The 20,591-nt window shown below is 31.7% G+C and carries 16 protein-coding genes and 1 pseudogene; 12 read left to right on the forward strand and 5 right to left on the reverse strand.

Features of this window, described 5'->3' with window-relative positions; all coding sequences use genetic code 11:
• On the reverse strand, positions 1-291 hold a 291-nt coding region (locus tag B5D46_RS07565; protein ID WP_159443059.1), incomplete at its 3' end, for an IS66 family transposase.
• 363 nt (positions 292-654) lie between these two features.
• Between B5D46_RS07565 and B5D46_RS07570 the strand changes: the two genes are divergently transcribed.
• The 5 genes from B5D46_RS07570 (at position 655) to B5D46_RS07590 (ending at position 6,166) form a co-directional block, all read left to right on the forward strand.
• Positions 655-1,503: a BAR domain-containing protein gene (locus B5D46_RS07570; RefSeq protein WP_078928941.1), complete on the forward strand. Its 849-nt coding sequence runs from the start codon at positions 655-657 to the stop codon at positions 1,501-1,503.
• Positions 1,504-1,636: 133 nt separating this feature from the next.
• Positions 1,637-2,035, forward strand: coding sequence for a hypothetical protein (locus tag B5D46_RS07575; RefSeq protein WP_078928942.1), 399 nt, complete (start codon positions 1,637-1,639; stop codon positions 2,033-2,035).
• Positions 2,036-2,253: 218 nt separating this feature from the next.
• Positions 2,254-2,916 carry a hypothetical protein gene (locus B5D46_RS07580; RefSeq protein WP_078928943.1) on the forward strand — a complete coding sequence of 221 codons (663 nt, stop codon included), beginning with the start codon at positions 2,254-2,256 and terminating at the stop codon, positions 2,914-2,916.
• Between the two features lie 676 nt (positions 2,917-3,592).
• Entirely contained in the window at positions 3,593-4,795 is a 1,203-nt protein-coding gene (locus B5D46_RS07585) for a hypothetical protein (protein ID WP_078928944.1), read from the forward strand.
• 273 nt (positions 4,796-5,068) lie between these two features.
• A complete protein-coding gene (locus B5D46_RS07590; RefSeq protein WP_159443055.1) occupies positions 5,069-6,166 on the forward strand; it encodes a DUF2971 domain-containing protein in 1,098 nt (365 codons plus the stop codon).
• Positions 6,167-6,959: 793 nt separating this feature from the next.
• Here the strand turns inward: B5D46_RS07590 and B5D46_RS07595 are convergent.
• A pseudogene (locus tag B5D46_RS07595) lies at positions 6,960-7,250 on the reverse strand (ATP-binding protein); the annotation flags it as partial.
• Between the two features lie 297 nt (positions 7,251-7,547).
• On the opposite strand from B5D46_RS07595, the gene B5D46_RS07600 reads away from it, so the two are divergent.
• The 6 genes from B5D46_RS07600 (at position 7,548) to B5D46_RS07620 (ending at position 17,103) form a co-directional block, all read left to right on the forward strand.
• Positions 7,548-8,819, forward strand: a complete 1,272-nt coding sequence (locus B5D46_RS07600) for an AbiH family protein (RefSeq protein WP_143675629.1) — start codon at positions 7,548-7,550, stop codon at positions 8,817-8,819.
• Positions 8,820-9,162: 343 nt separating this feature from the next.
• Positions 9,163-9,321, forward strand: coding sequence for a hypothetical protein (locus B5D46_RS12165; protein WP_159443056.1), 159 nt, complete (start codon positions 9,163-9,165; stop codon positions 9,319-9,321).
• Between the two features lie 879 nt (positions 9,322-10,200).
• Positions 10,201-13,293 (forward strand): SIR2 family protein, encoded by a 3,093-nt coding sequence (locus tag B5D46_RS07605; RefSeq protein ID WP_078928948.1) that lies wholly within the window; start codon positions 10,201-10,203, stop codon positions 13,291-13,293.
• Between the two features lie 160 nt (positions 13,294-13,453).
• Positions 13,454-14,314: a hypothetical protein gene (locus B5D46_RS07610; protein ID WP_078928949.1), complete on the forward strand. Its 861-nt coding sequence runs from the start codon at positions 13,454-13,456 to the stop codon at positions 14,312-14,314.
• Positions 14,315-14,392: 78 nt separating this feature from the next.
• Entirely contained in the window at positions 14,393-15,442 is a 1,050-nt protein-coding gene (locus tag B5D46_RS07615) for a DNA cytosine methyltransferase (protein ID WP_078928950.1), read from the forward strand.
• A 5-nt stretch (positions 15,443-15,447) separates the two neighbouring features.
• Entirely contained in the window at positions 15,448-17,103 is a 1,656-nt protein-coding gene (locus B5D46_RS07620; protein WP_078928966.1) for a TIGR02391 family protein, read from the forward strand.
• Positions 17,104-17,190: 87 nt separating this feature from the next.
• Here the strand turns inward: B5D46_RS07620 and B5D46_RS12040 are convergent, their stop codons facing one another.
• From B5D46_RS12040 to B5D46_RS07625, 3 genes are all read right to left on the reverse strand, one after another.
• Positions 17,191-17,433, reverse strand: a complete 243-nt coding sequence (locus B5D46_RS12040) for a hypothetical protein (protein ID WP_143675630.1) — start codon at positions 17,431-17,433, stop codon at positions 17,191-17,193.
• Between the two features lie 221 nt (positions 17,434-17,654).
• Complete coding sequence (locus B5D46_RS12170) at positions 17,655-17,816, reverse strand: hypothetical protein (RefSeq protein WP_159443057.1); 162 nt, start codon at positions 17,814-17,816, stop codon at positions 17,655-17,657.
• Positions 17,817-18,165: 349 nt separating this feature from the next.
• The gene (locus B5D46_RS07625; protein ID WP_078928951.1) at positions 18,166-19,788 is read right to left on the reverse strand and encodes an AAA family ATPase; all 1,623 of its coding nucleotides are present in this window, start codon (positions 19,786-19,788) and stop codon (positions 18,166-18,168) included.
• A gap of 559 nt (positions 19,789-20,347) precedes the next feature.
• Between B5D46_RS07625 and B5D46_RS07630 the strand changes: the two genes are divergently transcribed.
• On the forward strand, positions 20,348-20,563 hold the full coding sequence (locus tag B5D46_RS07630) for a hypothetical protein (protein ID WP_143675631.1): 216 nt from the start codon (positions 20,348-20,350) through the stop codon (positions 20,561-20,563).
• The last annotated feature ends 28 nt before the right edge of the window (positions 20,564-20,591 follow it).

The raw sequence follows: 20,591 nt of genomic DNA on the forward strand, positions 1-20,591 counted from the left end.
ATAGTTATCTTTTGAATAGTCAACACTGTCCTCTAGGGCATAGATTTTATTGATAGCGTTGAATGCCGAGTAAATCAGATACTTGTCTGATGCTTCTTCTATATCCTTCATAACAAAGGCTCTGCATTCCTCATCATCAAGGACATCCAGCTTTTCACAGTAATTCTTAAAATCAAAGGCAACTATCAGATAGCGTCGCAAATGGACCAGACAGTGCTGCAGTTTTGCTCCCGGATGCTCATCCAGCAGTTGCTCATATCCACTGAAGCCGTCAGTAACCGACCAGGGTATTAAATTTAGTAATAGGTAAGAATCAGGTTAAATAGTTCTGATTTTTACCTAACCACTTACCATCCTTGCGGTGGAAATGTTCATTAAAAATTTAGTGTGACTATGTTCACGTTACCAGTTATAAATGCTTTTTTTATTGCTTTGAAAAAACACCTGTTAAACGCAATATAACGCTTTTTTAAAGAGGTCTTTTTTGAGGTGTCGAATTTTGTCATTTAGAATGCTGTCGATCTCTACAGATCTGGAAATAGCCTTTACAGATCTTTTAAAGATGGTCAGACACTTAGAAATAAACCTTAAAAAAAATCAATAAAATCACTTTGTTATAATACAGGTACAGGTATTGTAATAAAGGGAAAAAGAGTGGATATCAAAGAACTTAAAACTAGTTTTGATGAGATATCAAAGCAGGTAAAAAAGGAGACTAAAGGTCAGCCTGTACTTGCCACTCTTTTTAATACATTATTAAGTCTTTTTAAAATTCTATTTGAGCTGTTCGCTGAACAATCAAAGAGATTTGAAGAACAGAATAGGCTTATTGAGAAACTGACAGGACAATACGCCAATAAAGAATTCGACAGTCGAAAAGCCAATGATGAGAATATCAACGGGCGTCTCTCTGAAAAGAAGAAATGCGTCAATTCAGCTGACAAGAACCACGATAGAGATATTCCTAAAGAAGAAAAAGCCATGCCTCAGAAAGCTTTCAAGACCGAACAGCAGGTAAAAGTAATCGGCTATAACGGTGAAGAGCTTACAAAAGAAGAGGCAACTGATGAGGTCGGTTTATTGGGAATTGACTGTGTTTCCAATACTCCAAAAGCTCAGTTTGATACCTATTCGGAGAATAGGAATGTAGAGATTGTTGAAACTTCAAAGTTGGAAGGGGGCTTTGGATCGGTATTCTTTGGTAATAAAAAGAATTATTTTGAAATACCTGACGAGATGAAGGTATTCTACGGTGCTCATTTCTTATTTACCAGAAATATTCAGGCAGGGCACAAAAATTACAAGATTTCTAATATTGGTGTTAAACATTTGAAATTTCTGTCATCTCACAGTTCTCCATTTATTGCTAAAATGTTTAAAAAAAACAGAAAGATGTGTTTTAAGTATAATGGAGTTGAACATCAGCATTTAAGCCTGCTACAGAGAATATTCTCAATAACAACTTATCATAATCATTATGTACTTTGTTTTTTAGGCTTGTAGATGAAGTTTAAGATGAGGAATGCAGAGTAGATTGATAATTGTTGTATCTGAAATCTGAATTAACATTCTATAAGTGCTATTGTATGGTCATGTTTGCTTTACTACATAAGAATAGATAATTGGTTTATTAACAATGAGACAATTCTACAATTACGATTTAAATTCAGTATCTGAAGAAGATGATGGCTTTTTTATTTCTTCCAAGGTGAAAATAAATCCTGAATCCATATTGGCTAGATTAGATTCTATAATCAGGCACTATGGTGAGGCCACTGAAGAGAATGAATTTGAATTTAGCTCTGATGTATCTGAGCTGGTTAGTCAGATTGAAATCTATGATCAGGCAATCATCAATAAATATAAAGCTTCAGAACCTAGAGAATTATCATCTTATTTAGGAAAGAATGATCATAGCAAAGATGCAATTGGACTCGTAGAAGAGTTTGTGGATGTTTTACAAGATATACCAGATGGATGTGCAGAGCTATTTCCGTTTGATATGATTGATGAGCTTACCGAAGAGTTTCTGTGAGTTAATTAGTTATGTGAAGTAGAGTGTAACGCTGTTTTAGTTAATAATTTTTGGAAAAGTTTTTTACGATAACAAAATCTAGACGATCATAATCTCAGATTTAAAATCCTTATTTATTATGGAGAGCTGGTGATTTGAGTCTGACAAAAAATATTTGTGAATTTAAAGATTTTTATTTTGAGTAGATTCCTTTCTGTTGCATTTTGGGAGGCTCCAATATGAAAAAAAAAACTTGGATTATAGATAAATATAATGAACTATCAAATTGCTCTTCTCAAAAAAAGCTTATGTACACTCAAAGAGTGATAGATAGTTATTCTTCAGCAATTAATAATAAAATTTCATATTTGCTATTTTGTCTTCCTTATTTGTTTTCTTTGCTTTTTATTAAGTCTTCTTCGGGTGGAGAAATTTCTTTTTTACAAGGATTGCTTCTTTTTATAAACTTCGTTTTATGTGTGACAAGTGCAGTTATTATCTTATCAATCACAAGTAGAATTTTTGTTTTTTATGTATGGGGGATCTCGGGAATATTACTTGTAATTCTTTTGGTTGATTCTTATCTTCATGATTCTATATTGTATTTTTCTATCAATTTATCTCTTGTTACCATTGCAAGTATTTTTCTTATTGTAAAGATTTTTTGTGGAAAGAATAAGTTTAAATTTTTGAAAGGAGAAGATTTTTATATTTCTATTTATCACGATATCTTGATTTCATCTGATAATTCTCAAAATAAAGAATGCTTTGATAAACTACTTGAAAGAGCAAATGAACTATATACTGTTGACAAGACCTCAAAAATAATCTTGATCGTTTCTTTAAACTTGTGGTTTCTTGTATTTATTCTTTATCTCCTTCAAAAAATCCAATGTGTTTAGGGATGGTGTAATAAATAACTAACTTCTCAAACTATTTTTTTGATCTAATACTTTTAGAATTATAGAAAGTTATTGTATTCTTCTTGGTTTTAAGGGCTTTTTTATCATGAATATAGAGGAAACACCTCTAGATAAATTTATATTGTTAATCATGTCAATTACGATAAGAGGAAAAACAATTTGTTATTTTAATGAGCTTTGCCACTAATGATAGCCGTGCCTTAAGAGATTTTGGGTTTATGCTACCGTTCTGAGTAGTTACAAATTAGAATCCTATAAAAGGGAGCTAGAGTTTGCTAATAAGGAATTGCAATGTAAGAATGAGCAACAGAAAAAGACTATACGCAGAAAATAGTTTTTACCGAAACTCATTGAACCGCCTGATGACGTTTTGGGTTATTCGACGGAAGGAAATCTTTCCCTCTTTCTTTATCACTGTCAAATCAATCAATTATTTTCATGTTTTGAAAATCCTCTTTTATGGTCAAAACGCAGTTATACTATAAGGAACAGATATATTTGCTGTATAGTTTATTAACAGATAGTTTTACGAATTAAATTTTTGATGACTTTATCTAAAGATTGACTGCTTGGTTGTAATTATATAGATACCTTCGATTTTCAATTGCATATCAAGATCATTGGAATGAAATTAATATAATAAGCTATTTTTTATATGGAAGTTATAAAAGCTTTAGAACTGTTGTTAGATAGAATACGCCAATTTCTAAGAAAAGACTCTGACATATATGGTCAATACGAGGTTCTACCTTCTTATTGTATGTATTCTAATGATAAGTTTTTTTATAAAGAAATACAAAGTTGTATTGATTTTATTAAAAACAATATAACTAATAAAGATTTGCTTGATTACATAAGAAAAAGTTATTTTTATAGTAAAAAAGACTGTCCTGAAAGTTGTTTTTCTATTTCTTCATCCAGAATAGACTGTTATAAGAAATTTCGTACCTTTAACTTTCATGAAGAGCAGTTTGATGATTATTATTTCTTCTCATTATTTGTTATTTCTTTTGACTATTACAAAGCAAACAATGATCATATTGTGCATAATAACGTACTTAGTAAAGATGATATTATCAAGCTATATGAAGAAAAAGGAGTTAAGATTTTAAACGATGAAGAATTTTATAAAAATGGCTTAGTTACATTTAATCCGGATTTTCATTTGTTAGATGTGGATAATTATAACCGGATATTGACTGATCAAAGATTAGATAAATCCTTCAATCTAGAGATTGATTGGATTATTGCTAGAGAATTAAAAAAACTTTTAATACAAAAAAAAATTAAAAAATTATCATTTCGTCCTATAAGTATTTCTGAATGCATATTTGGTTTAGAGGAGTTTCAAACAGGACAACCATTTAATTTAACTTATGATAATTTAAAAAGTCGTATAAATGTTTTATTTCTTGCGAATGATTACGAAGTATCCTTCAAAGATAAACTATTTGTTAAAACTGAAGCAAATTCGATAACTTTTGAAGAAATATACGATGAAGAACATGTTGAAACTATAGACAATTTCTATTTGACAAGGCTTGTTCATTTTCAGCTTGAAAAAAAAGATAATACTTATTATATAACTCACTTTGACTATGAAAAAATATACTATAGTAAGCGGAACTACTCTTTAAAATTAAATAAAATTAGTTTAAAGGGGGAGAAAAAGGTTAAGTATTTTAAAGTTGATTTTGCAAGGATTCCTCTTGATTATGAGATTACTGTTCCTTTATATAATGAACATAATAAAAAGGGGTTGTTTATTTACCTAATTGTTCATAACACATTTATTTATAAAGATCTTGTTAATGAATACTTTTCTAAATACTTTAATACTGGAATAGGACGCAGATAGCGGAACAAATTATCCCAAGAAAAATTTCCTAAAACGGAAATCTTCTTTCGATATTGATAAGGAGACTGCATCCCTAAAGCGGAATGTGGTCTAAAGTCATTATAGGGGAGTTCTATAAATTAAGGAAAAGAAAAAGATCCTGCGAAGCAGGTCGTGTCAAATTTGCGTAAATATAAAGCTTCAGAACATACAGAATATTTGTAACTACTCATAACGGTAGCATTCACCTAAATTCGAAAATTTTACCGATCAATGCGAGTGAGATCTATTCCTATGAATGATAAAAATTCAAAAGATTTTTTACTTGATTGTTATTTTGACCTTAGAAGTTGTTTTGACAACGTAAAGCAAGAATTTGTTTCATACAAAGGAATGCTTGTTCCTTTTACTCAAAATAAAATTCTTTATCATTACTGTACAATAGATGCTTTTTATAACATTATAAAATCAAATTGCTTTTGGCTATCTTGTCCAACATATCTTAATGACTTAACAGAATTTAAATACTCTCAAAAAATTTTTTTTGAGAATATTGCCAAATATAAGGAAAGTTTAGTTAAAACTAAAGTGTCAAAAGATGAATCCTGTTTCTCCAATATGTTGAATGACATGCTTTCAAGGTTTTCTAATTACTTTGAAAATAGAGAGAAAGAACTGGATTATAACAATCAATCCTTTTTAATATGTTTTTCCTCTGAAGGGGACTCTTTGGCAATGTGGAATAGCTATATAAGCAATAATACCGGAGTTTCTATCGGGCTTGATTTTTCCAAAGAGGACTACTTTATAGAGTTAAATTCCGCAGACTTTAGGGAAAAGGTTTCTCCCTTTAACCAGTTACCAAAGGGGGCATTTTATGATATCAAGTATTTTGACAAGCCAGTGCTAGAAAATAAAATAGGTGAGCTTTTAGAAAATATCCGTGAGGTTTATCTCTTAGATTTGATGAAGTTAAAAAAAGCGGATAAATATAGCATAGACAATTTTAATGAATATTTTTCCTCGAACTGTTACTTAAATTTTCTTGATTTATCAATTTATATTAAAGATTCTAATTTTCAATTTGAAAAGGAAACAAGGTTTATATCCTCTAATTTTGAGAAGGATGATATAAAGTTCAGAGTCAAGAATAATTTTATTGTGCCATATATTGAATTTCCAAAATTACCAAGTAATTACATGGAAGATAAGTCTGAAACTGAGCGTCGATGTTCATATAAAATTCCAATTGTTTCTTTGACACTATCTCCAGGCTGTTCAGAAGCTAATTTAGTTATACATAGTTTAAAATCATATCTGTTTTCAAAAGGTTATGATGTTAATAAAATTCAGTTTAAAGAATCTGAAATACCTTTTGTTTCTAGATGTTAAAGTTCTTTTTTAATACCTTGAATTATGACATCTCTATGATATAAGCCTATGGGGATGGGAGTAAAGGCTTTCATCTTGGGCAAATAAGTCCAAGAATCTTATTCATATCTTTATAAATAACGGTGCTCATGAAACCGTCAGTGGTATGCCTACAGTTGCAGCAGATATTGATTGAGAGAAATTAAAAAAGAGCCTCACGGATCTTGTAACTGGTCCGCAGCGATCTTGTATGAGGTCATCAATAATCTTGTAGTCCTCACTGGCCGGAGGTAAGTCCGACCGTATAAATGAACTACAGTAGAATTTCTCTCCTTAATAAATCGCATTCTAACTCTTTTATCCTATATTCAAGCTCCTGGATTTGAGATTTTGCTCCCATATTCAACCTTAGTTGCTCATCTAAAGACTCTTTACTTTAAAGAAGCGCAGTACTGTTTCATTATAATTCTTGTTCAGAATTGCGTCCTTTTCCAAAAGTATCTTTTTCTCCTGCTTGAGTTTACATAGAATCGAACCTCTTTTTTACGCTCAACACTCTGAATGGAGTTGAGGTAATCACACATCAGATCTAGAAGTTGATATGAGGATGTATTAGTAAGCAACAGCTCTGCAGATAATGGGATCTGCTTACTGATTACTTTGCTTAATACAGCATTGATACTTAATGTATTTATCATTTGATTTTCTCTCCTGACACTTCGTCAGCAGAACCTCTCCAGGAGTTGCCTTTTAATGAAATTTCCCAGTCGCAGTCTCTAAAGAGGCGATCTGCAGGGGCATCTCTGATTGGAGATTAATCAATAACGCTTTTCAGTGCTTTCTTCTTCAGCTGTGATGTAATAATGGTTGAACCAATCCCGTACCTGGCATCTGCAATCTCATTAAGACCTGCCACTACGCTGTCTGATATTTTTGTAAGTATGTAATCGTCGATAATTACCAGGCGGATGCGTCCAAGTTTATCAGTAAATCTTGCCAGAGCAGACTTGTCCTTTGTTTCAATCAGAACCATCAGTTCATTCATTCTGAAAAACATGGCAGAATATCCTTTACTCATGGCCTCTATAGCTGTAGCACTGGCAAGCGCTGTCTTACCTTAATGTAAAGCCTAACATTATGCAAAAACATACATCTCAAGCACTCTTGCAAATGCAGCAATGGAGCAGTTTTTAAATACAAATGTATCAGGTTGCCTGATTTAATTTAGGACTTTGAAGAAAGTCCAATTCAGAAATGCACTTTAAAAGTTACTATTTTATATCTAGATAAGAATTCAAAATTAGAGGAATGATATAGTAAAATTCCTTTGAAATAATCCATCCTGCTGTAAATGAATGGTAATGACAAATAAAGTGTTTTGTTGTGGATAGATGAAAGTATTATGAATGATATTTTGATTGTAGGAAATGGATACGATTTAGCAAAAGGTCTTAATACTCGCTTTAGTGATTTTTTTCTTCCAATTGTTCGTCAGTATGTAATTTGGTTAGAAAATGAGTTTAATAATCAGAATCTAGCACCAGATATTCAGAAATATTGCTACGTCCTAAAACAAAAAATTCCTCATTTACCTGATTTTGTAGTAAAAAATGAAGATGAATTTTTTAATAACATTTTTATTCAAATTGTTCTTAATAAATTTTTTCCAATTGTAAATTTATTGAATTCAGTTTTGAGCATAAATGACCAATTATTTGATGCGACTGTTTCTACTGTTTTGTCAGAAGGTATTGCATATTCTCCTTATTATGACAATAAGGATATAAATTTTATCGTTACAAACATAAGAGAAGTTTGTTCTCTGTTACAAGATAATATTATAAGCTCTGATATTTTTTGGTTGGATATTGAGAGTCTGATAAAAGATATTGTTACTGACAACCTCACTAAATATCCTGTAAATTCAGATATCAATATAAATTGGAATTTATTGTATGAAACAGTTAATCGTATTGAGAGTAAAACAAATTTAACGAAGAATAAGACTGAAGACTTAAAAAAATATAAACATGTTTCACTGAGCGAATGTTTGCTTGGACTAGATATGTTCAAGGAATTGTTTTGCGAATATCTCGAGATAGAAGAAAATAAATATAAATCAGGAAAGTCAAAAGAGATTTATTTAAAAGATAAGTTTTCTCATGTTATCTCTTTAAACTATACCTCGACATTTATGAATTCTTTAAAAAGCTCCGTTCCGTATAAGAGACAAGAAGACAGAATTTGTTATGTTCATGGAGATCGTGTCTCCAAAAATATTGTCATTGGAACAGAATCTTTTTATTTTGAAGAGAATTCAAGAAGTGAAACAAATATTGAAAAGATACCTTTCTTTAAGTTTTTTCAAAAAGTCCTAAATAAGACCGATGATAAATATCTGCAGTGGTTAGTTGAGGATGAATTTTCTCTGACTTTCTTTGGTTTCTCTTTTTCTCAAAATGATTTTGATTTTATCCGTGAGCTAATTATTTACGACGACGGAAATTCTTCTTCAACAAATCATGGTCAGGTTAGAAAAGAGCTGAAGTCTATTATTATCTACTGTAAAACCGAAAAGGATAAATTCCATTATCTTGTTAATTTAGCAGCATGCCTTGGAAAGAAGCATTTGAGTTCCATTAAAGGTATTCTTCATTTTGAGCCTATTAAATAAAAATAATGAAGCGTAAATGTTGATTATCTTGTTCCTTGGTATTGTAGCCTGCTTTATTGGTATTTAATGTTGGCAATAAGCCATACTATGTAATCGTATCCAGGTAATCCCTTGATCAGGCAGCAGCACAGATAAACGCTCTTTCCGTTCCACAAAAGAAAGAGTCTCCAAAGAAAAATCAAAAGGAAGAATTGCTAAGAACAGAAATCCAGACAAGACTGTTCACGCCTCACTTAAAAATCATAACTGTAAAGACTGCGGCGGTAAAACTGTTTCATATGACACAGGCAAGCTGGTTGATAACGTAATCGGAGCAAACCACAAACTTAATGAACTCCTTAGTGTGGTTAAGACTATCCATGATGTTGAAGTCTGTGAGAATTGCGGTAATGTATCTATAGCAATCGCGGATAATAAGAATGTACCTGTAATACCAAACAGAGAAATCGGTATTGATTATATGCTGGCTGTGCAGATTTCATCTGTCGAGGCATTGCTCTAAACAACTATATTCTACCTATGAAGGACATGTTTGAGCCTGGCAATAATACTATAAGCCATAACCTTTATGATTTTACCAGATTTACATTAAGCCTTTATATGAAGGCATCATCAAGGCTGCAAAAGAAGCTCCAGTATTATTACTCGATGGAACTCCATTTGACTGTCTGGACTCTCAGGGAGTAAGAAAGAGTAAAGACAGAAATCCAGAAGATGTTGCTATCTGCAGATCTAATTACATTCTGTGCATGGCTTCACCTGCTCATTCAAAAGTGCTGTTTACGGTTTAAGGATATCTTTAGAAACACAATTTCGCGTCAATCAGAAAAATCATAACCACAGACTTCAAGTTCAAAACATTAGTTACTGATGGCTTTAGTGGTTATGAACAACTGATGGAAGAACATCCTGGAGCAAAACTGCAGCATTGTGGATGGACACTGCATAGCAAAAAAAAATTCACTGCGATTCCAAGGGTAATCTGCTGATAACAAGAAATCTTCATCACAATAAATTCCAGCTATTACTTGCAAGAGCAAATGGTCCTGCAGCAGAACCTCTTACTGCTAAAGAATTAGAATCCTATATGTATGGAGAACCTCTGGAGATAGCACGTACTTCTGTGCTTAAAGGATAAAATATTTGTTGAGATAACTCACGGTGAACGCATTTTAGATCGATCCACTCTCTTAAGGCACTTTTAAGAGCGCTGAGGATCTTTCACAAGATTCATGAGGAATTATTATATTTCTCTCAAATTATTACTCTATTGTTTTCAAAACAATTGTGATCTCATATGTAAAAAGGTGTATTTCTTCTTCTTAGTTCTGTATGCCTTTATATACAATCCTTACATAGAGTGTTTTATAAAGGTTTGTTTATGGATTTGGAATCTGATTTAAAAAAGAAGTATGCAGAATCAAAGAGAATCATTAATGAAGCTCGTTTAAATAAACAACTGGTTATCTTTGTTGGGTCTGGTACTTCTATCTCCTCTGGAATGCCGTCTTGGCGTAAAGCAATTTCACAGATTTCTGAACGTCTTGAGCTTGATTCTGATTCTTTATCTTTGAACGAGTTTCTGCGCCTTCCTCAGTATTATTTCAATGCCCGTGGTAAAAAAGAATACACTCAGCTGATGCAGGATGTTTTTCTTTATAAAAAAAATCTTGAACCATCTCTTGTTCATGATCTTATTGTTCAATTCGGTACTCAAACTATTATCACAACTAACTATGATCATCTAATTGAACTTGCTGCTGAAAAAAACAGTGAAATGCTCAGAGTTATCAGCAAAGATTCAGATTTACCTTATCGAAAATCGGATCGTGAATTGATAAAAATTCATGGAGATTTCGAAAATGATAACTTTGTTCTTAAAGAAGACGATTATCTAAACTATTCACGAAATTTTAAGTTAATAGAGAATTATGTTAAATCTTTTATTGGTACCAAGGTGATTTTGTTTGTTGGATATTCTTTCAGTGATCCAGACGTTAAGCAAATTTTTTCTTGGGCAAAAAATATATTACACGGCGATTTTCAGCCAGCATATCTTATTGATTCGAATTCTGAATATGACAAAAATGTTGATGATTACTATAGAAACTTTGGAATAAACATATTGTATTCATCCGTTCAACTAGGTATTGAATATAAGAAAGATGAACCTAGTCATAATACAGAAGAAATGCTCAAATGGCTTCAAGCCCAAAACTCAGTACGAAAAATAGATGAACTGTATGATAATTTGAAAATATTTAAGGAATTCAATTATTCCTATGAGTTTTTTATCAGGAATGTTTTTCAGAAAGCCGGCGTTATATACAGAAATGGTTATTTATATGTAGAAAAAAGAGATAGCATCAATGATGATCAGTCAGATGATTTAGAAAAAATACTTGCTTGCATTGCATATGAAAGATACAAGCAATCTCCTGAATCTGTTTATTATCAGTGTGACGGTAAGAAATGTTCAATTGAAATTAGTCCTGTTGAGATAAATGGCGTTGAAAGTATAAAAATACTGGATATTTTGTCTATATTAAATAAGTCATCAGTGTCAGGGATAGTTTTATTTAGAATTTTTGACAGTAAGACTCCTCGTTTACCTGGTGAGTTTTCCTATAAAGTAAACGCCCGTACTATTTTTGTTGATTTTGAAAGAGTTAAGATTCCAAAATGGATTGATTTAATTACTAGATTTAATGACAAAGAATTAAAAAAATTACTTAAATCAAACTCATCTCGTTTAAATGAAACAACCCCTGATCTGTATATGGTGCAAGCTTGTATCTATGTGTATTTTAAGGATTTTCTGTTTGCCTATAACAGCTTAAAAATCGCAGCAAGTATTTATTACAAAAAGAGTGAAAGTGTTAAATATTTTATTGCTGAAGTTGATAGATATTATGTTGGAAAATTATTAATAAATTATCCGTTATCCAATGTTGATAAAAAAGATATAGAGCTTGTTAGAAAGGAATTAGATTTACTGAATCTAGAAAAGACATTAATGAGTTTGCCAAATTTGGGAAAAGGAATTGAAATTCTCAAAGATTTATCATCGTTTGATATATCGTATAAACTGTTTCAGAGAGCATATTCTACTTCAAACAAAGTTAAGGAGGAATCTTGTACAAATTATAACCTTTTTACTGGAGTTCCAGCCTTTTCAATTATGAATAGAAGAATCCGTGACTTCTTCCTTTTTGAGCACATAAATTGCGTAACTGTTGATAGCTATGCTGAGAATATTCAAATATATACTCTTTATTTTCAAAGTATTCTAAATTCTGTTGTATCTTCCGAATTAAAAAACAAATCGGATAATTTTTTTAATATACATGCTGACTGTATTAGTGATTTTGATTTGACTGTCGCTCTTAAGTTTATTCCATACAAAGACCTAGAAAAGTTTTTCTATGGTTTGTCTAATGTTCCTCTTAGTGATGATGCGCTTTCTTATTTAAAAGAGGTATTGTCCTGTATTGATAATTCAGTTGATTATTCCTCTGATTATTCTTTATTATCCGAGCCTGTGATATGGAAAATACTTGTTATCCTCAGTCATATAAATATATCAGAAGATGTGTTTGGTATAGCAATTAGTAAGCTTAATCTTTTTCTTAATGTTTTTAATTTTATTTCAAAAAAAGAGTTAATTATTATTTTTCTTAATAATGCTGATAGGTGTGGTTGCATTAATAACGATTTGATTGGAAATGTAAAAAGCTTGTTTGATCGGTATGTTGATATTACATTACAAAATGATAACTTTTCTCTTGGATTAAATTTTATAATAGGATTTCTTGCTTTTATATGTTCAAAGTTTGGTCTTAATTTTGATGATAAGGAAAAATGTGAAAAATTCATACAAGGAAATTTAAAAATACATTGTGCAACAATTTTTCCTTTTATGAGTGAGCCTTTGAAAAGACTTGTTGTTAATAGGTTTAAGACTTATAAGATTCAAAATAGTTTTGATGACTTTAATTTTTATTGTGTTGCAGTTAAAAACAAGATAATACAGCCAGATTCATCTGTAGAAGAGATGATTTTAAGTAAATGTGAAAAAGAATGTGGTAAGAAAAAAAGTGTTGAAGTAATGGTTAGAAGTTCTTCGACAATTGTTAATCCAATTTTTCATGATAACGAATATATATACTTTGTTCGAAAGTTATGCATGTTAAAGGTTATAGGTTTAGTTAAAAATAAAAAAAGACTTTCTGAAGCTGTGTCTTGTATCAAAGATGATTGTTCTGAATGGTTGTTAAATCCTAACTCCTATGAATATAAGAATTTTGATGTTTCATGGCTTAATGAGTGTGCTGATGATGACGAATATTTGCAGAAAATTTTAAGGTTAAAAAAATGTAAAGAAAATATAAAAAATAGTCTGTTGGCTTACCTCGGATCCATAAAAATAGATAATTACGGAATAGTAAGAATATTAAAATACTTTAATAATTGAATCATCGTATGATAGGAATATTCTGAAATATTCTTTATATTTAAAACTAGAGAATGAAGTTATTTTTTGTACTTTTATATGTCTGAGCTAAGATAAAAAAAAGATGAGCGCATTTTTTTTTCTATAAATCGTTAAATAGCGTTCAATAAGGTTTATTCTCATGGAAAAAAATAAGAATACCCTCTACATTTTAGATAAAAATGCTATTATTCATATTTCCGCTTATAACAAGGACCACTCTGATAAAAGGTTTATTCAAGAAATTGATTTTCTAAAAAATATTGATGATTCAACCAATTATATTGGTTCTTTTTCATCTATAATTGAAGGTAATAATCTGTATTTTTTAAATAAACATATAACTTCTGAAGAACAGAGTGAAAATGATTTGAAATCAATCGGAGCTTTCTTTTGTAATGCTCGTACCGATTCACTTGATTTTTATAAAGAAAAACTAAAAGTTCTGAGTAATGCTATTTTTTTTAATTCTTTACAGGGGAAGAATTCTTACGATTTTTTATTTTTTGTGCATAAGGAATTTCATGATAAGAAAAATAACAAGGAGTTTACTATAAAAAATATAATAGAATATTATAAAAAAAATAATGTTTCCCCCTATTTATTCCTAATCGTTTTATCGTGTATCTTTGGTAATACTAATGCAGTAAATTTACTAAAAATTAATAAGTCAAAATATGACGAAAAAATAATTTATAACTCTTTAGCGGATCTTGTCCATATTCTTTTCACAATAACTGTTAGAGGAATATTTGTTAATAAGGAAAGTCGTTCTTATAAGAGAGTAGAATTTGTATCTTTTGACAAGGGGCTAAAAGAAATTGAGAAAATAGCAAAAAGAATTATTGCCTTTAGAGATGAAATGGTTACTAATCAAGGAATAAGTACAAGATTTGGTATATGTGGTGCTATTCCAAAAGCATTAATTCCAGGTGCGAATAAAAGAGACATTGAATATTTAAATAATAGCTTAAGAGGAAAATTTATTTTTAGTACTGTTTGAATAAAAAAAACTATTTGGTTAATTTGTATTTAATATTTATTTGTGTTTTTGGTGTATATAAATTTTTTATAGAATATTATGAATCTTCAATCATTCAAAGCAATAGACTTTTTTTGTGGTGGAGGTGGCATGACATGCGGACTACGTCAAGCTGGAGTAAATGTCATTGCTGGAGTTGATGTTGATAAAGATGCAAAAGAAACTTATGAATATAATAATAAGGGGGCTGTTTTTATAGAGAAAGATATAAGAAAGCTCAGAAGTAATTTTTTTGAAAAAAATTTTAATATAAATCCTAACGATGATAAGTTAATACTTGTTGGATGTAGTCCTTGCCAGTTTTATAGCATTATCAACACCGCTAAAGAAAATTCACTAAAAACTAAAGATCTTCTCAGAAATTTTGCCCGTTTTGTTGAATACTATAAACCAGGTTATGTTTTAGTAGAAAATGTTCCTGGCATTTTGACGAATAAGCAAAGTATTTGGCCTTATTTTAAAGCTAAGCTTGAGAAACTTGGTTATAAAAAAATGTTATATAAGATTGTGGATATGAGCTACTATGGTGTTCCTCAATCAAGACGCCGCTTCTCTCTAATTGCAACTCGCTTAAACGTTGATATAACTTTACCAAAACCAGATAAACATCAAGCTTTGTTATCTGATTTCATTGGAGAATCCAACGGGTTTAAAAAGGTTAATGCTGGGCATAAGGACCATTCTGATTTTAATCATACAGTCGCAGGTCTTAGTGATGTTTGTTTACGTCGTTTAAAAAAAACAAGACATGATGGTGGAAGTCGTTTAGATTGGAAGAATGATCCTGACCTTCAACTTAAGTGTTTTATTGGTAAGGATAATAGTTTTATAGATAGTTATGGTCGTATGTGGTGGAATAAACCTGCGCCAACAATTACAACCAAGTTTTTTAGTATATCCAATGGTCGTTTTGGTCATCCTGATGAGGATAGAGCAATTTCAATAAGAGAAGGCGCAACTCTTCAAACATTTCCGAAGGATTATGTATTTAAAACAAATAATATTGCAGTTTCTGCTAGATTAATTGGAAACGCTGTCCCATGTGAATATGCAAGAAGGTTAGGTGAAGTAATTATTTCTAATTTATGACAACTATGACTGAGACTAATAATAAACAGAAAAAGTTACAGATGAGTTTTGACCCCCAGACAATTGAGCATTTGGGGGTCAAGATGTATTCTCAATTGCCTAATGCAATTGCGGAGTTAATCGCTAATAGTTATGATGCTGAGTCTCCAGAAGTTCATATTATTCTTACTGATAATGAAAAGGGTAAGAGTATTACAGTTTCTGATAAAGGAATTGGGATGTCTTTTGCTGAGATAAATGATAATTTCTTGAGAATTGGTCGTAAAAGGCGAGAATCTGATAATGGTTTAAGTCCTAATGGACTTAGGAAAGTAACAGGACGTAAAGGATTAGGTAAATTAGCATTCTTTGGTATAGGTGACTCGATACGAATAATTACTAAAAAGAATGGTTATTGTGTTAACTTTACTTTGAATTGGAATGATATTATTCATTCCAAAACGCCAAATTATGAACCTCAATATACAATAGACGACTGCGCTCCTCAAGAGCATGGAACAACCATAGTATTAACTAACCTTAAGCGTAAAACTGCATTTGATGCAGAAGGATTAGCATGCAGTCTTGCCAGTCTTTTTGATTTCTTTGATGATGCGTTCAAAGCAGATATAAAACTAAACGATAATGCACCAATATCAATAGATAAGACTCTAAGATATAGAAATATTGATTCACAATTTACTTGGTCTGTACCTGGTTTCATTGAGAATAGAGAACACTTTTTTTATAAAAAGAAAATTTCAGGAGAGCTATTAGCAACCGAAAAACCATTGAAGCCTGGTTTAAGAGGAATAACCTTATATGCTCATGGTCGTATGGTGAATGCTCCTGAGTTTTTTGGTGTAGGTGAATCAAGCCATTTCTATTCTTATCTAACAGGTTGGCTTGATGTCGATTTTATAGATGAGCAAGAAGAAGATATAATTTCAACAGATCGTCAGTCGTTAAGTTGGGATTTGCCTATAACTTCTGAACTTAGATATAATTTGAAACAATTATTGTCATCTGTTGAACGTAATTGGCGAGATAAAAGAAAAACAGATCGACAGCGCAATCTCGCTGAGAAAACAAAAATTGACGTTGAAAAATGGTATCCAACATTAACGAGTGACATAAAACAAGGGGTTGAAAAAATTGTTGACTCTGTTGTTGAAAGTTCAGAATTTGATAGTGACAAGCAAAAAGAGGTTGTTGAAGTATTGCATTCTCCTATTCCTGAATACGCACAATATCATTGGCGCCATTTACACCAAATAGTGAAAGGTGCTTCTTATTTATATTATAAAAATGCTGATTTTTACTGGGCTGTTTATGAGGCAATAAAGCGTTTTCAAGCAATTGTTCAGGAAAAATCTAATAGTAATCAAGATGGGCAACGTCTTATGTTAGATGTCTTCGGAAGTAATGGCTGCTTATCGGTGTCTTCTAATTATAAGAAAAAGAATGGAGCAGATTTTTCTGAATCAACAAAAAAGAATATAGAAGAAGGTCAAAAGTTCATGTCTGCTGGTATGATGAGTGGTGTGCGAAATCCTATCGCTCATGAAGAAGTTGCAGAGTTACAGAATAGCGGCTTATTTACTGAGAATGATTGTTTAGATATGCTTAGTTTATTGTCACACTTGTGCAGACGATTAGATGATGCAATAAAGAAAAAATGATTATGTTTAGTAATATGTAACAGACATTGATCATTAAAAATTATAATTTTTCCTTTTCTCCTCTCAGGAAAGGCGTTTTTTAAAAATTTATCCTAAGTACGTTCGATGGTAAAGTCCTATCGTGTAGTACTGGTACCTTTTGTCTCCAAGTGCTGAAAAGACTGCTGCTAGAGATGATCTCATATTTAAGAGCTTAACTATTCCTGAATCAGGACATATGTAAAGGCATATGTTGCTGTTGGAGATGTACTGGTACAGTCTCATCAGTGTTGGTCTCTCTTGTTGTTCCTTATGATCAGGAGAAGGAATAGACAGCTTCTCTTCATCCATGCGTTTCCTTAAGAGATATTCTGTTGCAGTATAAATCAGCATCGCAAGGGAGAATATCCACATCAATGCGGAAATGCGGTGAGGTGTTTTCAGTTACAGAGAGCAAACCATAATCTTTCTGTCATTAAAGCATTTCCAGTTGTGTTCAACAACACTCTGTCTTTTGTAAATGCCTAATAAATCCTTTTTAGTCCATTTACGCTCGACATCATTGGTACAGACTACATAATAAGAACCTTCCTGAACAGCCTGTTCCAGTTTATTTTCGGAAATCTCAATCTTTTTGCAGTAACGGCTACGGCTATAACTTCTCTTGCTGCATTCTTATTTGGACGACCTTTTCCTTTAAAGCCAAGAATGTCTTCATAGTTTATGTCGCTCACGCTACAGAATTTCTGTTTGTTTTATTACTATCTAACAAAGCAAAGCCTCATTTATAATATTCTTTACTCAATTATGTACAGAAAAAAAATGGAGCTCAGACCTACCTAACGATAACATCATATCTCAGTACCGCCAAGAAGCATGGCTTAAATGCATTTGAAGCATTATCTCTCGCTTTCAAAGGCGAAACTGAGAAAGTTTTAATTTAGTGTAGGTCCTGAATAGTTACAAAGAGTCATTAAAAAAGCTAATGACTCTGATTTAAGAATCCTAATGAAAAATTGGATATCAAACAGATATCGATGAAATTATATAAAAGCAGAACCTAATTTAGAAATTCTCTCGAAATTAGTTTTCAACTTTCTTGTACAAGGTAATCTGACGTTTGTCCTTATCGCCATTAAAAACGCACGCGATCTGGATTAACTCTCTGTCTCCAAGATTTTCAAAACCATAGCGTTTTTCAATAATCTGATGCTCCGCATCCTCAAGCTTTTTCTGTTCTTCACTATTTATATCCGTGTATTTCAGTTCAAGTACAACTCTGCGCTTTGGGAAGTTTACAAGAATATCACTTCTGCCTCTGCTGTTATGCTGTTCGACTCGAACATCATGATTCTTGCCAATCAGATAGACCTGCAGCAGTGCTCTTAGAACAGACTCATTATCAACAGGATATTTATCATAAGATAGGGCAGCTAATACTTCATTGAAAAGCGAGATAATATCTTCAACAGAGCCTTGTTCAAGAACATAATTTTTACCGGTGGAATATGGAGAAATATTCTTCTGAAAGACTTTTAAACTTAAAAGTCTGAATAGAGCAGATTTAACTTCTAAATTTGCCGCACCAAGAATCACGTTATCATTTGGATCAAGGTCTGATTTTAAAGTTAAGTATCCGGTCTGACACATCAGAACATTTTCATTAATATCAATCAGAGAAGTTGGGTTCGCAAAATCGTTATAAGGAATTTCAATCTCTGAGGTCAGAAGATTCTCTATATTCAGATTGTGTGATTCCATATAGTTCATAAGAATAGATGGAAGTCCGCCAACTTCGTACCAGTAATCTCCGAAATATACTTCTTTATCGGAAACAATACTATGAAGAAAATTATTGACAGAATAGGTAGAAAATACCTTGTTCCGATATTTTCTATCAAAGCAGTAACTATCATAATGCGCTGCCATTCTATCGATGAATTCTTCGCAATCTGCATCTGTTACCTTATCGGTTGATTTATTCTTCTCGTAAGATACGCCGAGTCTTAGGTAATCAATATAGAATTTTTTTATTTCATCTCTAGTGAAACCTATCATGTTAGAAAAGGCGTATTCATAGCTTAAATCCATAATATCTGAGCCAACAGAAAAGATAGAAACATCTTTGAGGCGAGTTACACCAGTAACGGCCATGAATTTAATCTGCTTTTTGCCTTTAATAGCGCCATAGAAATCTCTGATACAGATTCTGAACTTCTCATAAAGTTCTGGATTGTTAATATTGGCTGTTAGCTGACGATCATATTCATCAATTAGCAGAACCAGCTGCTCACCATCATTCATAGCATCAAAAAGATTTGATATGTAAACATTTGGTTCTTTATCATCAAGAACATCTTGTATTTTTTGAGCTCTGGCGAATTTATAGATAGATAAACATAGCTGTCTTTTAAATTCAGATAAATCTGTTGCAGAGTATTCAAGAAAACTTAAATGAAGAACGGGATACTTCATTTGATCCCAATTGTCATAAATCCATGTTCCCTTGAAATAAGGATCAACTCCTTTTTCAAAAAGAGTTCCGATGGTGTTTAGAGTCAGAGACTTACCGAAACGGCGAGGACGTGAAAAGAAAACTCTTTTATAATTTCTTGTAAGATTATAGATATATTCGGTCTTATCTACATAGATATAATCACTATCTAAAAAATCTTCAATGTTTTCTGACTGAGCAATATTTTTCATTTACACGACCTATCAACTGATTTCAATATGATAATTATATCATTGATGACTAAACAATCAGATTAGCTCTTACTCATTTTATGAGTTGATGCGACTAATAGTAAAGCCAATATTCCTCTAATTTAGGATTTCTAAATCCTAAATTAGAAAATAGAAATGAAAGTAATTACCCTTTATCAGCCTATACAAAGTGGATCTGATAGTTTGCTTATTTTGTTAAGGATAGGAGTTATTCCTTAATTAACTTTTCCTGCCAACATAAAGGATTTGCCATAATAAGGAGAGTAGAGAAAATAAAATCCTTGTCCCCCTGAATTCACTTGTTCATTCAAAAGTGCAGTTCAATGCTTATAGATGTCTATAGAAACGTAATATCTAGTCAATCAAAAAAATCATAACCACAGACTTCAAGTTCAAAACATTAGTTACTGATGCCTTTAGTGGTTATGAACAACTGATGTAATAACATCCTGGGGCAAAACTGCAGCACTGTCTAGTTCATTTAAGACGATAACTGCTACAGGCATTTGATTTTGAAAATTACTGTAAGCAGATGGATGTGCTTGATGAAAAGGAATGCAGAGAGTTTGTCATGAAGGATATAAAAGTCGCTTCTTACATGTATCTGATTTACTCTGCCTTTAATGCAATCAATAAAATTTATGCGCTTGAGTATAGCGTTAATTACAGCAGAGATAACTATCTGAAGCAAACTGCGATAGTCAGAACAAAATGTCGAGAACTTCTGGAAAATGCAGACATAGTCATGGATTAGATGATTAAGCGACACATGAGCCCGAATA

It is taken from the genome of Succinivibrio dextrinosolvens DSM 3072, assembly GCF_900167015.1.
Classification (GTDB): Bacteria; Pseudomonadota; Gammaproteobacteria; order Enterobacterales; family Succinivibrionaceae; genus Succinivibrio; species Succinivibrio dextrinosolvens.

What these genes read in the sequence shown, in the direction of transcription:
- B5D46_RS07575 (WP_078928942.1), top strand. Translation starts at nt 1,637, where the DNA reads ATGAGACAATTCTACAATTACGATTTAAATTCAGTATCTGAAGAAGAT.
- B5D46_RS07580 (WP_078928943.1), top strand. Translation starts at nt 2,254, where the DNA reads ATGAAAAAAAAAACTTGGATTATAGATAAATATAATGAACTATCAAAT.
- B5D46_RS07585 (WP_078928944.1), top strand. Translation starts at nt 3,593, where the DNA reads ATGGAAGTTATAAAAGCTTTAGAACTGTTGTTAGATAGAATACGCCAA.
- B5D46_RS07590 (WP_159443055.1), top strand. Translation starts at nt 5,069, where the DNA reads ATGAATGATAAAAATTCAAAAGATTTTTTACTTGATTGTTATTTTGAC.
- B5D46_RS07600 (WP_143675629.1), top strand. Translation starts at nt 7,548, where the DNA reads ATGAATGATATTTTGATTGTAGGAAATGGATACGATTTAGCAAAAGGT.
- B5D46_RS07605 (WP_078928948.1), top strand. Translation starts at nt 10,201, where the DNA reads ATGGATTTGGAATCTGATTTAAAAAAGAAGTATGCAGAATCAAAGAGA.
- B5D46_RS07610 (WP_078928949.1), top strand. Translation starts at nt 13,454, where the DNA reads ATGGAAAAAAATAAGAATACCCTCTACATTTTAGATAAAAATGCTATT.
- B5D46_RS07615 (WP_078928950.1), top strand. Translation starts at nt 14,393, where the DNA reads ATGAATCTTCAATCATTCAAAGCAATAGACTTTTTTTGTGGTGGAGGT.
- B5D46_RS07620 (WP_078928966.1), top strand. Translation starts at nt 15,448, where the DNA reads ATGACTGAGACTAATAATAAACAGAAAAAGTTACAGATGAGTTTTGAC.
- B5D46_RS12040 (WP_143675630.1), bottom strand. Translation starts at nt 17,433, where the DNA reads ATGGATGAAGAGAAGCTGTCTATTCCTTCTCCTGATCATAAGGAACAA.
- B5D46_RS07625 (WP_078928951.1), bottom strand. Translation starts at nt 19,788, where the DNA reads ATGAAAAATATTGCTCAGTCAGAAAACATTGAAGATTTTTTAGATAGT.